This window comes from Rhizobium sp. R634 (assembly GCF_002211305.1).
Taxonomy (GTDB): Bacteria; Pseudomonadota; Alphaproteobacteria; order Rhizobiales; family Rhizobiaceae; genus Rhizobium.
The window spans coordinates 56,764-70,004 of record NZ_LOKW01000025.1 but is presented as its reverse complement, the minus strand read 5'-3'; the positions used below and the strand labels follow the sequence as shown (position 1 = coordinate 70,004).

At 59.2% G+C, this 13,241-nt stretch carries 14 protein-coding genes; 5 read left to right on the top strand and 9 right to left on the bottom strand.

What is annotated here, in order from left to right:
• Positions 1–3: 3 nt before the first annotated feature.
• From ATY77_RS23345 to hemE, 7 genes are all read right to left on the bottom strand, one after another.
• A complete protein-coding gene (locus tag ATY77_RS23345; protein WP_088689044.1) occupies positions 4–798 on the bottom strand; it encodes a ParA family protein in 795 nt (264 codons plus the stop codon).
• Between the two features lie 19 nt (positions 799–817).
• Positions 818–1,435 carry a 16S rRNA (guanine(527)-N(7))-methyltransferase RsmG gene (rsmG, locus tag ATY77_RS23340; protein WP_088689043.1) on the bottom strand — a complete coding sequence of 206 codons (618 nt, stop codon included), beginning with the start codon at positions 1,433–1,435 and terminating at the stop codon, positions 818–820.
• 24 nt (positions 1,436–1,459) lie between these two features.
• On the bottom strand, positions 1,460–3,337 hold the full coding sequence (mnmG, locus tag ATY77_RS23335; RefSeq protein ID WP_088689042.1) for a tRNA uridine-5-carboxymethylaminomethyl(34) synthesis enzyme MnmG: 1,878 nt from the start codon (positions 3,335–3,337) through the stop codon (positions 1,460–1,462).
• 72 nt (positions 3,338–3,409) lie between these two features.
• Positions 3,410–4,729, bottom strand: a complete 1,320-nt coding sequence (gene mnmE, locus ATY77_RS23330; RefSeq protein ID WP_088689041.1) for a tRNA uridine-5-carboxymethylaminomethyl(34) synthesis GTPase MnmE — start codon at positions 4,727–4,729, stop codon at positions 3,410–3,412.
• Positions 4,730–4,831: 102 nt separating this feature from the next.
• Positions 4,832–6,097, bottom strand: coding sequence for a transcription termination factor Rho (rho, locus tag ATY77_RS23325; protein ID WP_003571435.1), 1,266 nt, complete (start codon positions 6,095–6,097; stop codon positions 4,832–4,834).
• Positions 6,098–6,296: 199 nt separating this feature from the next.
• Complete coding sequence (gene hemJ / locus ATY77_RS23320) at positions 6,297–6,833, bottom strand: protoporphyrinogen oxidase HemJ (RefSeq protein WP_088689040.1); 537 nt, start codon at positions 6,831–6,833, stop codon at positions 6,297–6,299.
• 2 nt (positions 6,834–6,835) lie between these two features.
• Complete coding sequence (hemE, locus tag ATY77_RS23315; RefSeq protein ID WP_088689039.1) at positions 6,836–7,867, bottom strand: uroporphyrinogen decarboxylase; 1,032 nt, start codon at positions 7,865–7,867, stop codon at positions 6,836–6,838.
• 400 nt (positions 7,868–8,267) lie between these two features.
• Here hemE and ATY77_RS23305 point away from each other — a divergent pair, with 400 nt between their 5' ends.
• From ATY77_RS23305 to dnaQ, 5 genes are read left to right on the top strand one after another with little or no spacing between them, the layout of a single operon-like run.
• Positions 8,268–9,089, top strand: a complete 822-nt coding sequence (locus ATY77_RS23305) for a pyruvate, water dikinase regulatory protein (RefSeq protein ID WP_088689038.1) — start codon at positions 8,268–8,270, stop codon at positions 9,087–9,089.
• Between the two features lie 33 nt (positions 9,090–9,122).
• A complete protein-coding gene (locus ATY77_RS23300) occupies positions 9,123–9,722 on the top strand; it encodes a Maf-like protein (protein WP_088689037.1) in 600 nt (199 codons plus the stop codon).
• A complete protein-coding gene (locus ATY77_RS23295; protein ID WP_088689036.1) occupies positions 9,715–10,572 on the top strand; it encodes a shikimate dehydrogenase in 858 nt (285 codons plus the stop codon). Before ATY77_RS23300 ends, ATY77_RS23295 begins: the two co-directional genes overlap by 8 nt.
• Positions 10,572–11,183 carry a dephospho-CoA kinase gene (gene coaE, locus ATY77_RS23290; protein ID WP_088689035.1) on the top strand — a complete coding sequence of 204 codons (612 nt, stop codon included), beginning with the start codon at positions 10,572–10,574 and terminating at the stop codon, positions 11,181–11,183. The genes ATY77_RS23295 and coaE overlap by 1 nt, the downstream gene beginning before the upstream one ends.
• On the top strand, positions 11,176–11,901 hold the full coding sequence (gene dnaQ, locus ATY77_RS23285; RefSeq protein ID WP_088689034.1) for a DNA polymerase III subunit epsilon: 726 nt from the start codon (positions 11,176–11,178) through the stop codon (positions 11,899–11,901). The genes coaE and dnaQ overlap by 8 nt, the downstream gene beginning before the upstream one ends.
• 196 nt (positions 11,902–12,097) lie before the next feature.
• Here dnaQ and secB read toward each other — a convergent pair whose 3' ends face one another.
• Both secB and ATY77_RS23275 read right to left on the bottom strand, forming a co-directional pair.
• The gene (secB, locus tag ATY77_RS23280; protein ID WP_008528719.1) at positions 12,098–12,577 is read right to left on the bottom strand and encodes a protein-export chaperone SecB; all 480 of its coding nucleotides are present in this window, start codon (positions 12,575–12,577) and stop codon (positions 12,098–12,100) included.
• Positions 12,578–12,676: 99 nt separating this feature from the next.
• The gene (locus ATY77_RS23275; protein WP_088689314.1) at positions 12,677–13,183 is read right to left on the bottom strand and encodes an FxsA family protein; all 507 of its coding nucleotides are present in this window, start codon (positions 13,181–13,183) and stop codon (positions 12,677–12,679) included.
• Between the last annotated feature and the right edge of the window lie 58 nt (positions 13,184–13,241).

Here is a 13,241-nt window from a genome sequence, read left to right as displayed (position 1 = left end):
ATATCAGGCAGCCAATCTTTGGCGTTCGCGCTGGATAACCTCGGAGGCCAGCTGCAGATAAGCCTGGCTGCCCGCACATTTCAGATCGTAAAGAATTGCTGGCTTGCCGTAGGAGGGCGCCTCCGAAACCCGCACATTGCGCGGGATTAAGGTATGATAAACCTTCTCACCGAGATGCGTGCGCACATCATTGACGACCTGCTGCGCGAGATTGTTGCGCGCATCGAACATCGTCAGCACGATACCCTGGATATCCAGTCGCGGATTGACGGTTCGGCGAACCTGACTGACGGTCTCAAGCAATTGGCTCAATCCCTCCAGCGCGAAAAACTCGCATTGCAGCGGTACCAGCACCGAATGCGCGGCCGCCATGGCATTCATCGTCAGCAGATTGAACGATGGCGGGCAGTCCAGAAGAATATAGGAGAAGGCCATCGCTTCCGGCGACGATAGCGCCTTGCGCAATTTGAAGACACGATCGCTTTCCTGCGCGATCTCCATTTCGACCCCGAGCAGATCCATCGTCGAGGGAACGATGAACAGGTTGGGCACGGCGGTTTCCAGCGTTACTTCGCTGATACCGTGATCACCGATCATCAGATCATAGGAGGAAAGTTTGCGGTTGCGGCGATCGATGCCGAGGCCGGTGCTGGCATTGCCCTGCGGGTCGAGATCGACGATCAAGACACGTTCGCCAATGGCGGCAAGCGCAGTTGCCAGGTTGATTGCAGTGGTCGTCTTGCCGACACCACCCTTCTGATTTGCGATGGTGATTATCCGATGTCGTTCGCCAGCCATTGCTGCAATATCCGATTTGTTAAACCAAGCGCCGGAGATTCGATACTTCCAAAATAACAGATTCCTGCTCAACGGCGCTCTTATGTTCTAGCAGATCGAATTCCCAGCGGCCACGCGCTTTCTCGATTTCCCTCAGGTAATCCCGGCCTTTGTGAAAAAAGCCGTGACAATTTTCTTGCGACAGCATCCAGGGCGCGGAATAGGCAATAAGCCCGTCGAGATCGGTCAGCGCGCGTGCGGAGATCGCCCCGCATTCGCCGATTTCCGCAGGGGCATCCTCGATTCGAATGGCGTGAACGCTTCCCCGCGCCTCCGTTTCCCGTAACGCCGTTCGCAGGAATGCCGCCTTCTTGTGGTTGCTTTCCACCAGATGGACCCATCCGTCCTGCAGCTCCGCCAGAAAGATCGCGGTAATGACGCCAGGGAAACCGCCACCGCTTCCCAGGTCTACCCAGGTGACCGGCTTGGGATGGATCTGGAAGATTTGGCTGCTGTCGGCAATATGCCGGTGCCACAGATCGGCAAGGGTTGATGGCGCCACCAGATTGATGGTTTTTGCCCACTTCTGGAACAGCGTGGCGAAGTGTCGAAGCCGCTCCTGTGTTTCACGTGAAACACGCAAACCGTTTAATTCCATTCTGAGGGACTCTCAACTTTTGTGTCAGGCGCTTTGCCGCGCCGGGGAATTGAGTCGACGGAGATGCACCAACAGCAGCGCGATGGCCGCCGGCGTCATTCCTTCAACAACAGACGCCTGAGCAATATTCACGGGACGGGCCGCATTCAGCTTGGCCTTCAGTTCGTTTGAAAGTCCAGAAAGACCGCTGTAGTCGAAATCCTGCGGTATCTGCCGCTGCTCATCTCGTTGTTGATCGGCAATCGCCGTGGCTTGCCGATCCAGGTAAACCGAATAACCCGCTTCGATTTCCAGCGCCTCTGCGACCTTGGGTGCGATTGCCCCGAGGGTCTCGGGCCATACGCGCTGAAGTTCGGCGAAATCGTAGTTCGGATAGGACAAGAGATCATAGGCAGTGCGGCGCTGTCCATCGAGGTTGATGTTCAAGCCCGCCCGCCGCGCTTCGTTCGGCGTCACGGCCAGCGATTGGAGCAAAGCTCGGCCGCCCTCGATTTCCGCCTGGTAGGCGGTGAATCGCTCCCCACGCTCGCCGCTCGCACAGCCGAGCTGCATCGCCAGGGGCGTCAAGCGGATATCGGCATTGTCCGCGCGCAATGTCAGCCGATACTCGGCCCGCGACGTGAACATTCGATACGGTTCCGTAACGCCGCGCGAGGTGAGGTCATCGATCATCACACCGATATAGGAGTTCGTTCGGCTGAATTGGAACGGATCCGAATCGCTGCTGTGCAATGCAGCATTCAAACCGGCCGCCAGGCCCTGAGCGGCCGCCTCCTCATAACCGGTGGTGCCGTTGATCTGGCCGGCGAGGAACAATCCTTTCAGCCGCTTGACCTCCAGCGACGGCGTCAGCTCCCGCGGATCGACATGGTCATATTCGATGGCATAACCCGGTTGCAGGATTTTCACCGCTTCGAGACCAGGAATGGTCTTGATGAAATCTGCCTGAACCTCTGCCGGCAGGGAGGTCGAAATCCCGTTCGGATAAACGGTGTCGTCATCCAGACCCTCCGGCTCGAGAAAGACCTGATGTCCATCCCGCTCGCCGAATTTCACCAGCTTGTCTTCGATCGAGGGGCAATAGCGCGGGCCAACACCCTCGATCTGGCCGGAATACATTGCCGACCGCATGATGTTCTCGACGATAATGCGGTGTGTCGCTTCAGTGGTCCTCGTCACCCCGCAGTCGATCTGCGGCGTCGTAATTCGATCGGTCATAAAGGAGAAGGGGACGAGCTCCTCGTCGGCGCCCTGCCGGCCCACGGACTGCCAGTCGATCGTCTTTCCGTCCAGCCGCGCCGGCGTTCCTGTCTTCAAGCGCCCCAACCGCAAGCCGAGCCGCGCCAGCGTGGCGGACAGTCCCATCGAAGGCGCTTCGCCGACACGACCGGCCGGGGTCTTTTCCGAACCGATATGGATAAGGCCGCGAAGAAAGGTGCCCGTCGTCAAAACCACCGCAGGCGTTTTAAAGGTTCGGCCATCCTTCATGATGACACCCGTCACGCCGCCATCAACGACATCCAGATCGAACACATCCCCTTCGATAATGTCGAGACCCGGCGTCGCTTCGATAGCGGCCAGCATCGCCAGCCGGTAAAGCTTTCGATCCGCCTGCGTCCGCGGTCCGCGAACGGCCGCACCCTTCTTCTTGTTCAGCATTCTGAATTGAATGCCGGCGGCATCGGCGATCCGGCCCATCAAACCATCCATAGCGTCGATCTCGCGCACGAGATGACCCTTTCCGAGTCCGCCAATGGCCGGATTGCACGACATGACGCCGATCGTGTCCCGCCTGTGCGTAACAAGCGCGGTCTTCGCGCCAAGCCGCGCAGCTGCGCTCGCCGCCTCCGACCCCGCATGGCCGCCGCCGATCACAATCACATCATAGACATCTACGGTCATTCCAAGACTCCAATCCGGCGGTAGCTTCATCTGAGACCGGTCAGCCGTCCAGGCTGAAAGGTTTCACGTGAATCATTTGCCGATACAAAACTCCGAGAAGATCACCCCAAGCAGCTGCTCGACATCCACTCGACCGGTAATCCTACCCAGATAGTCGGCGGCAACTCGAAGCTGCTCGGTTCGCAGTTCCAGATCCACATCGACCTGCGAAATCGCCTCGTCGAGGGCCGACAAACATTTCGCCAGCGAATCCTTATGCCTTTGCCGGCTGGGAATCGCCATGGACAGGCCACCGAAGCGAGCTGCGACGACCCTGCCGATCAGCTGCCGCAGCTCCGGCAAACCATCGCCTGTCGTCGTGGAGATCTGCAGGTCGTACCGGCCAGGGGCGATACCGATAAGGTCCTTCTTCGTGCCGACAGTAACATGCGGAAAAGTCGGCTCCAAGTCGCCAGGTATCTCGGGACTGGTCATGTCGACCAGCAGCAGCACGAGATCGGCGTTAAGAAGGGCAACACGCGCCCGCCGCACGCCTTCCATCTCCACCCGGTCCTCCGTCTCCCGGAGGCCGGCCGTATCGTAGAGTTTCACAAGATAGCCATCGATATCGAGATCGAGATGCAGCACATCGCGCGTCGTTCCGGCGATGTCGGTGACGATCGCGACGTCACGGCGCGCCAAGGCGTTCAACAGGCTCGATTTACCGGCATTCGGTGCGCCGGCGATCACCACCTTGAAGCCGTCCCTGATGATTTCCCCCGCCGAAGCAGCGCTCAAATGCTGAGCGATATCCGCGCGAAGCGTCTCCATATCGGACCAGACCATATCCGAGACGGAGCCCGGCACATCGTCTTCATCCGGAAAATCCAATTCCGCTTCGATCAGGGCCCGCGCACGGGTTAATCGTTCCGCCCACGAATCGTAAATCGCCGACAGGCCGCCGGCGCTATGTTCGACGGCGAGGCGACGCTGCATTTCCGTTTCAGCGCCGATCAGATCGGCCAGTCCCTCAACTTCGACAAGATCCAGCTTGCCGTTTTCGAAGGCTCGTCGCGAGAACTCTCCTTCGACGGCCATACGAACATTGGGAAATTCACCAAGCGCCTGAAACAATGCGGCCAGGACAGCTTTGCTGCCATGGATCTGCAACTCGGCAACGTCCTCGCCGGTAAACGAGTTGGGCGCGGGAAAAAACAGCGCCAGACCGCGATCGATCGGCTCATTGTTACGAGTTCGAATCGTTCGATAGGCCGCCGCCCGATCGGCGGGAACCGAGCCGATGAGGCTCACAAGCACGTCCTTGGTCGCTGGCCCGCTGATGCGAACCACCGAGACGCCCGAAGGCGGCGCCCCGCTTGAGAGGGCATATATGGTGTCATGCGATATGGCCATGCGTCTGTCTATCGGTTCGAATCCGAGTCGGTCTCTCTAAATAGAAAAGCTGGCGGCATCACGACGATGCCACCAGCTCTCGTAGATGAATCCGGCTAAGGATTAGGTATTCATCGAATCGAAGAAGTCGGAATTGTTCTTCGTCTGCTTGAGCTTGTCGATGAGGAATTCGATCGCGTCGGTCGTGCCCATCGGCGCCAAGATACGGCGCAGCACGAAGATCTTCTGCAGATCCTGGCGCGGAACCAGCAGGTCTTCCTTACGCGTGCCGGACTTGAGAATATCCATGGCCGGGAAGATGCGCTTGTCGGCGACCTTGCGGTCGAGCACGATTTCCGAGTTGCCGGTGCCTTTGAATTCTTCGAAAATAACTTCGTCCATACGGCTGCCGGTATCGATCAGCGCCGTGGCGATGATCGTCAGCGAACCGCCTTCCTCGATATTGCGCGCGGCGCCGAAGAAGCGCTTCGGACGCTGAAGCGCGTTGGCATCGACACCGCCAGTCAGAACCTTGCCGGAAGAAGGAACGACGGTGTTGTAAGCGCGACCGAGACGGGTGATCGAATCGAGCAGGATGACGACGTCGCGTCCGTGCTCGACCAGGCGCTTCGCCTTTTCGATGACCATTTCGGCGACCTGGACGTGACGAACCGCCGGCTCGTCGAAGGTCGAAGAGATGACCTCGCCGCGAACGGAACGCTGCATGTCGGTCACTTCCTCAGGGCGTTCGTCGATCAGGAGAACGATGAGATAGCATTCCGGATGGTTTGCCGTGATCGAATGCGCGATGTTCTGCAGCAGCACGGTCTTACCGGTGCGCGGCGGCGCGACGATCAGGCCGCGCTGGCCCTTGCCGAGCGGCGCCACCAGATCGATCACGCGCGGCGACAGATCCTTGGAGGTCGGAATATCCAGTTCCATCTTGAAACGCTCGTTCGGATAGAGCGGCGTCAGATTGTCGAAATGGACCTTGTGACGGATCTTTTCCGGATCGTCGAAATTGATGGTGTTGACCTTCAGCAGCGCGAAATAGCGTTCGCCTTCCTTCGGTCCGCGGATGGGCCCTTCGACCGTATCGCCTGTCTTCAGCGAGAACCGGCGGATCTGCGACGGGGAAATATAAATGTCGTCGGGACCCGGCAGGTAATTGGCATTGGCGGAACGCAGGAAGCCGAAACCGTCCTGCAGCACTTCGACGACCCCTTCGCCGATGATTTCCACATCCTGGCTGGCAAGCATCTTGAGAATCGCAAACATCAGTTCCTGCTTGCGCATCGTGCTTGCATTCTCGACCTCGAGCGACTCGGCAAAAGCCAGAAGATCCGTCGGGGATTTACTCTTAAGTTCCTGAAGCTTCATTTCAGCCATGAAGTGACCAATGCTCTTTTCAATTTTGAAGGGGAAAGGCGATGTTGGGTCGTATTCGGTACTGCGAAAGGGGCTCGCAGACGACTGAACTCTACACACATGCCACGTAGATGAGATGCGCGGAAAATAGCGACTCGTTATCGCCGCCGCAAGGGGGCTGCTTAAAATGAAGCAAATTTAACCTGAGGGGTGATTTTCCTCAAAATGGCTTCACCACGACGAGGATCACGATCAGGATCATCAGCAGCGTCGGCGCCTCGTTCATGAACCGCCAATAGCGGGCGGAACGGCGATTTTCATCCCGCTCGAAAGCCCTCACAGCCCGGCTGAAGAACACATGAACACCGGTCAGCAATACGACGAGACCGATCTTCGCATGCAGCCAGCCGCCCTGGAAACCATAGACCGACCAGGCCAGATAGAGACCGAAAATCCAGGTCAGCATCATTGCCGGCGTCATGATGATCCGAAGCAGCCGGCGCTCCATCACCTTGAAGGTTTCCGACTGCACCGAACCCGGTTCGGCATCGGTATGGTAGATGAACAGCCGCGGCATATAAAACAATCCGGCCATCCAGGAGATCACCGCGATGATGTGGAGCGCCTTGATCCAGAGATAGAGATTGTCCGGGCTCCAGGCGAAGAGCCCGACCGCTAGCAGGGCGAAGAAGGCCAACGCAAAATGCGCGCGGCGCCGGGCATAGGCGCCCGTCCTCTGATCCGTCTGCTTCTCCATCGTCACGTCAGACCCCGCACGCGGTCGACCAGCATGCGCACATGTTCTGGGTCGGCCTGCGGCGTGATGCCGTGACCGAGATTGAAGATCAGCGGCCCATTGCCGAGATGCTGGAGAATATCGTCTATGCCTTCTTCCAAAGCCTTGCCGCCGGCAACGACGCGCATCGGATCGAGATTGCCCTGAACCGGCCCGTCCTTCTGAAGTTCGGCGGCAAAGGCCAATGGCACCGACCAATCGAGGCCGATCGCATCCGCACCGGTCTTCTGACGATAGGTCTTCAGCTGGTAGCCTGCGCCTTTGGCAAAGGCGATGATGCGGGCATGCGGCCGCCGCGACCTGATCGAAGTGATCATCCGGGCGACAGGCCGGATCGCAAAAGCTTCGAATTCCTTTTCGCCGAGAACGCCGGCCCAGGAATCAAAGATCTGCACGGCATCGGCGCCGGCATCGATCTGCGCGACGAGATAATCGGCCGACACATCCGCCAGCAGCATCAGCAGATGCTCGAAAGCGCGTGGATGCTTGTAGGCGAAGAGACGGGCAGGGGCTTGATCTGGCGTTCCATGACCCGCGATCATATAGGTCGCAACCGTCCAGGGCGCGCCGCAGAAGCCAAGCAGGGTCGTCTCGTCAGGCAGCTCGCTGCGCAGCCGCCGCACCGTCTCCAGAACCGGATGGAGATAATCGACAACCTCTTCGCCGTTCAGCCTGCCGATACCGGCTTTATCGATCGGATCCATTTCAGGACCATGGCCTTCGGTGAAGCGGACGTTTCGTTTCATCGCATCGGGAATGACGAGGATGTCGGAAAACAGGATGGCCGCATCAAAGCCGTAGCGGCGGATCGGCTGCAATGTCACTTCAACGGCATAATCGGGCGTGTAGCAGAGATCGAGAAAGCTCCCGGCCTTTGCCCGCGTCTCCCTATATTCCGGAAGGTAACGTCCGGCCTGCCGCATCAGCCAGAGAGGAGGAGGGGAGAGGCTTTCGCCATCGAGAACCCTCATGATCTTTCGGCGCGTTTCGCTCAAGCGCTTCTTCCCTATAAAAAATCAAAGATATTTTAAAAGGTTTCTATTTCTTAGAGTCGGTGTCTATCAAGGATTAAAATCCATCCACCGCCGATGCCATTTGTCGCGCATCGCCAGAGAACGTGGCAAGGATTCTCCGGCTGTGCTCAAATTTCGGGGAGACGCCGAATCCGAAAGTGATTCCAGTCGCTTCCGAATGAATGATTTTCAGCTAGCTTGTGGATAAGCTGTGGACCTGCTCTAAGGAAATTGAACTGCTCCCCATCTTCCACAGGGCCCGATGAAACCGGTTTGCAAAATTCGTAATGTGGATAAGCAGCCATGTTTTCCCGAGCCCGGCCCCACCCTGGCTACTTAGCTCTTCATCATCCAGTCTTTTCAACAGGCAGCGGAAAATAGCGTGGAGAACAGAACGAACTTCTTTCATCTGCATCTGATTTCTGACTCAACAGGAGAGACTCTCATCTCTGCCGGCCGCGCCGCATCGGCCCAGTTCAGATCCTCCCAGCCGATCGAACACGTCTATCCCTTGATCCGCAATCGCAAGCAGCTGCTGCCGGTTCTGCAGGCGATCGACGACGCACCGGGCATCGTGCTCTATACGATCGTCGACCGGGAGCTCGCGAGCCTCATCGACGAGCGCTGCGCCGAAATGGGCGTTGCCTCAGTCAATGTGCTGGAGCCTGTCATGAACGCGTTTCAGGTCTATCTCGGCGCCCCGTCGCGCCGCCGGGTCGGAGCGCAGCACGTCATGAACGCCGGATATTTCGCGCGTATCGAAGCGCTGAATTTCACTATGGACCATGACGACGGCCAGATGCCGGATGACTATAATGACGCCGACGTGGTCATCATCGGGATCAGCCGCACCTCGAAAACGCCGACCAGCATCTATCTCGCCAACCGAGGCATCAAGACGGCGAACATTCCGATCGTCTATGGCGTACCCTTGCCGGAGAGCCTCTTTGCCGCAACGAAACCGGTGATCGTCTGCCTCATCGCCACCACCGACCGTATTTCCCAGGTGCGGGAAAATCGCATCCTCGGGACGACGCAGGGTTTCGACCGAGATCATTATACCGATCGCGCCGCGATCTCCGAGGAATTGAAATATGCCCGCTCGCTCTGCGCTCGCCACGGCTGGCCGCTGATCGATGTGACGCGCCGTTCGATCGAGGAAACGGCGGCGGCCATTGTTGCCCTGCGCCCGAAGCTGCGCTAAGCGCTGACGAAACGCCGGCACGTCGAGGACCGCATGACAGTAAAACTCATCCTTGCATCGTCGAGCCCCTTTCGACGGGCGCTGATGGAAAATGCCGGCCTGTCCTTCGAGGCGCAGGCCGCAAGGATCAATGAAAGGGCCGTCGAAGCCCCGTTGGAAAAAGCCGGCGCGGCACCCGATGCCGTGGCGCTCGTCCTGGCCAAGGCCAAGGCCGAAGAGGTCAGCCGCCGTTTTCCCGATAGCCTGGTCATCGGTTCGGATCAGACGATGTCGCTCGGTGAGCGCGTTTTTCATAAACCGAGAGACATGGCCGACGCCGCGAATCACCTCCAGACCCTGTCTGGAGCGACCCATCGCTTGAACAGTGCCGTGGCGATTATCGGCAGCGGTGTGGTCTTGTGGGAACATCTTTCCCATGCCGATTTGACGATGCGGCCGTTGACGGCGGATTTCATCACCCGGCACCTGGCGCGGGTCGGCGAACGCGCGCTTTCCAGCGTCGGCGCCTATCAATTGGAAGGAGAGGGCATTCAGCTTTTCGAAAAGATCAAGGGTGATTATTTCACTATTCTTGGTCTGCCGATGCTGCCGCTTCTCGAAAAACTGCGGGAACTCGGAGCGATCGATGGATGATTCACGTGAAACATTGGGGCCGAAAGCGTTTGTCACGGGCTTTCCGGTCAAGCACTCGCGCTCGCCGCTCATCCATGGATATTGGCTGAAAACACTCGGCCTGCCCGGCAGCTACCGCACCCATGAAGTAACGCCCGATGCCTTTGCGGATTTCATCGCCTCCCTGAAAGACGGCAGCTCCGGCTTTACCGGCGGCAATGTCACCATCCCTCATAAGGAAATGGCCTGCCGCCTCGCCGACAGACCGGATGAGCTGTCGCAGGAGCTCGGCGCCTCGAACACGCTCTGGCTGGAAGATGGCGTCCTGCAGGCGACGAACACCGACGGCCGCGGCTTCACCGCCAATCTCGACGAACGCCATCCGCGCTGGGACCGGCACGATACGGCCATCGTCTTCGGCGCCGGCGGGGCCAGCCGGGCAATCATCCAGGCGGTCCGCGATCGCGGTTTCAAGGAGATCCATGTCGTCAACCGAACCGTCGAACGCGCGCGTGAGCTGGCTGATCGCTTTGGTCCGAAAGTCCACGCCCACCCGGCCGGTGCGCTTGCCGAAGTGATGAAAGGGGCCGGTCTGTTCGTCAACACCACCTCGCTCGGCATGGACGGCGAAGCAGCACCTCAGCTTGATTTCACCGTGCTTGCGGCCGATGCCGTCGTCACCGATATCGTCTACATTCCCTTGAAGACGCCGATCCTGGCACAGGCGGAAGAACAGGGATATTCCATCGTCGATGGCCTCGGCATGCTGCTGCATCAGGCCGCGCCCGGCTTCGAGAAATGGTTCGGCAAACGCCCCATGGTCGACGCAGCATTGCGCGCCCTGATCGTCGCGGACATGGAAGCGCACTGATGCTGAAGATCGGTCTCACCGGCTCTATCGGAATGGGAAAATCGACGGTCGGCAAGCTGTTCGCCGACGCCGGGATACCGCTCAACGATTCCGATGCCGTGGTCCATGATCTCTATGCCGGTGAAGCTGCACCCCTGGTGGACGCCGCCTTTCCCGGTTCGATGAAGGACGGGGCGGTCGACCGGCATGAGCTCGGCCGCCAGCTCGCTCTCGATCCGGCCGGTTTCAAACAGCTGGAAGCGATCGTTCATCCTCTGGTCCGCAAGCGCGAGAACGAATTTCTGGCGCGCCAGCAGGCGGCCGGCGCCGAGATGGTCCTGCTCGACATTCCCCTGCTTTTCGAAACCAGCGCCTGGGAGAGGGTGGATGTCATCGTCGTCGTCAGCACCGATCCACAGATTCAGCGTCAGAGGGTGCTTGCGCGGGACGACATGACCGAGGAAAAATTCGACATGATTCTCTCCCGCCAGACGCCGGATGCGGAAAAACGCCGCCGCGCCGATTATCTGGTCGATACCAGCGGCAGCATAGCGGAGACGGGGGAACGGGTGCGTGAGATCGTCGCCGATCTGAAAATGCGAATTGCCAAAGGAGATTTCCGGAATGCGTGAGATCATTTTCGATACGGAAACCACCGGCCTCGACAACCGGACGGACCGCATCATCGAAATCGGCGGCATCGAGCTCTTCAATCATTTCCCGACCGGTAACACGATCCATATCTTCATCAATCCCGGTGATCAGAAGGTTCATCCGGATGCGCTCGCCGTCCACGGCATCACCGACGAATTCCTGAAGGACAAGCAGCCCTTCGGCGAAGTGGCCGAAAAAATCCTTGCCTTCTTCGGCGATGCCAAGTGGATCGCCCACAACGCCACATTCGACATGGGCTTCATCAACGCCGAATTGGCGCGGCTCGGTCTGCCGCCGATCCTGCCGGAACGGGTAGTCGATACGCTGTCCATGGCGCGTCGCAAGCACCCGATGGGACCGAATTCGCTCGACGCGCTCTGCCGGCGCTACGGCATCGACAATTCGCACCGCACCAAACACGGCGCGCTGCTCGACTCCGAACTGCTCGCTGAAGTCTATATCGAGATGATCGGCGGCAGGCAGGCGGCTCTCGGCCTCGGCATGTCGGGTCAATCCGGCCAGGCGGCGCGCGGCGACATGGCGATGGAAGACGATGCGGTGATATCGGCGGCGCTTGAACGGCCCCGACTGCTTGCACCCCGCCTCAGCCAGGCCGAGGCGCAAGCGCATGAGGCGCTGGTCGCCAAACTCGGCGAAAAAGGCATCTGGGCGAAATACGGCAGCCCTCCCGCATAATTCCCCAAAGCGCGTCGCGATCTTTCAGATTCGCTCTTCGCGCTTTAGCTCTTTGTTTTACGCATGCCGTTGCCCCAAAACCGCCCGCTGCACACTCTTGCGCGACATGCTTTAAAATCGGAATCGATTTGGCGCTGCAATGAAAAATGCCCGGGACTTGCCCGGGCATCTTGATTTTCAAAGCGGAAATGTCCGATCAGTTCGGAACAGCCTGAACCTTGGCGCGGGCCTGTTCTTCGGCAACGCGCTGGGCGAACATCTGCGTGAAGTCGATCGGGTCGATCATCAGCGGGGGGAAGCCGCCATTGCGGGTGACGTCGGCGATGATCTGGCGGGCGAAGGGGAAGAGCATGCGCGGGCACTCGATGAAGAGAACCGGCAGCATGTGCTCCTGCGGGAAGCCGGCAACGCGGAAGACGCCGCCATAGACGAGTTCGGTATGGAAGACCGTCTTGTCGCCGTCCTTGGCTTCGGCATTCAGCGACAGCACGACGTCGAAATCCGTGTCGGAAAGCGGGTTGGCGTTGACGTTCACGTTGATGTTGATCGTCGGCGCCTTGTCGCGGGCCTGCAGCGAACGCGGGGCGCCCGGATTTTCGAAGGAGAGGTCCTTGGTGTATTGCGCAAGGATCGAAAGGGTGGGGCTGGTCGCACCGTTGTTGTTATCGTCTGCCATTGGCTTTTCCTCGAAGGGCATGAATGGTGCCGCCATCTAACATTTCAGACAGGGGCTTACAACCCTGGGCGCTGGACGCGGCTGATCGGCCGCCGGACCTCAATCGCCGAGATGTTTGCCGAACCACGGCGAGTTCGGCTTCGGCTCCCTATGATAGTCCTCCTCGTCGAGATCGACCACCTTCGAATTCGGGTTGCGATCCCGGACATCGGGCTGCGGGCCGGGAGAATAGCCGCCCTTGGCATTGACGACGACGAAACGTCTGGCGATCGCCCGCCAGACGAGATCGCGCACCGGCGGAATGAGAATGAGGATGGCGATGAGATCGGAGAGGAAGCCGGGAATGATCAGCAGCAGCGCGGCGATGACGTTCATCGCCGGCCGCAGCAACTCGCGCCCCGGCATCATTCCGTTTCGCCCTTCGCTCGACATGCGCCGGAGAATGCCGATGCCCTGGCGGCGCAGCAGGATCATGCCGGCGACGAAGCTGAGCATCACCAGCGCCAGCGTCAGCGCCAATCCGAGCGCCCGGCCGACGACGACGAAACCGGCAATTTCGGCGAGCGGCAGCAGCAGAATGAAAGCTGGCAGGATCGAAAAACGCATGGTCGTCATTTCCCCGGCCTTGCCGGTCTCCTCTGGACGCCGGCGAAGATGCCAGCCA

Coding starts and splice junctions, on each gene's coding strand:
- ATY77_RS23345 (WP_088689044.1), bottom strand. CDS start 798: ATGGCTGGCGAACGACATCGGATAATCACCATCGCAAATCAGAAGGGT.
- rsmG (WP_088689043.1), bottom strand. CDS start 1,435: ATGGAATTAAACGGTTTGCGTGTTTCACGTGAAACACAGGAGCGGCTT.
- mnmG (WP_088689042.1), bottom strand. CDS start 3,337: ATGACCGTAGATGTCTATGATGTGATTGTGATCGGCGGCGGCCATGCG.
- mnmE (WP_088689041.1), bottom strand. CDS start 4,729: ATGGCCATATCGCATGACACCATATATGCCCTCTCAAGCGGGGCGCCG.
- rho (WP_003571435.1), bottom strand. CDS start 6,097: ATGGCTGAAATGAAGCTTCAGGAACTTAAGAGTAAATCCCCGACGGAT.
- hemJ (WP_088689040.1), bottom strand. CDS start 6,833: ATGGAGAAGCAGACGGATCAGAGGACGGGCGCCTATGCCCGGCGCCGC.
- ATY77_RS23300 (WP_088689037.1), top strand. CDS start 9,123: ATGACAGTAAAACTCATCCTTGCATCGTCGAGCCCCTTTCGACGGGCG.
- ATY77_RS23295 (WP_088689036.1), top strand. CDS start 9,715: ATGGATGATTCACGTGAAACATTGGGGCCGAAAGCGTTTGTCACGGGC.
- coaE (WP_088689035.1), top strand. CDS start 10,572: ATGCTGAAGATCGGTCTCACCGGCTCTATCGGAATGGGAAAATCGACG.
- dnaQ (WP_088689034.1), top strand. CDS start 11,176: ATGCGTGAGATCATTTTCGATACGGAAACCACCGGCCTCGACAACCGG.
- secB (WP_008528719.1), bottom strand. CDS start 12,577: ATGGCAGACGATAACAACAACGGTGCGACCAGCCCCACCCTTTCGATC.
- ATY77_RS23275 (WP_088689314.1), bottom strand. CDS start 13,183: ATGCGTTTTTCGATCCTGCCAGCTTTCATTCTGCTGCTGCCGCTCGCC.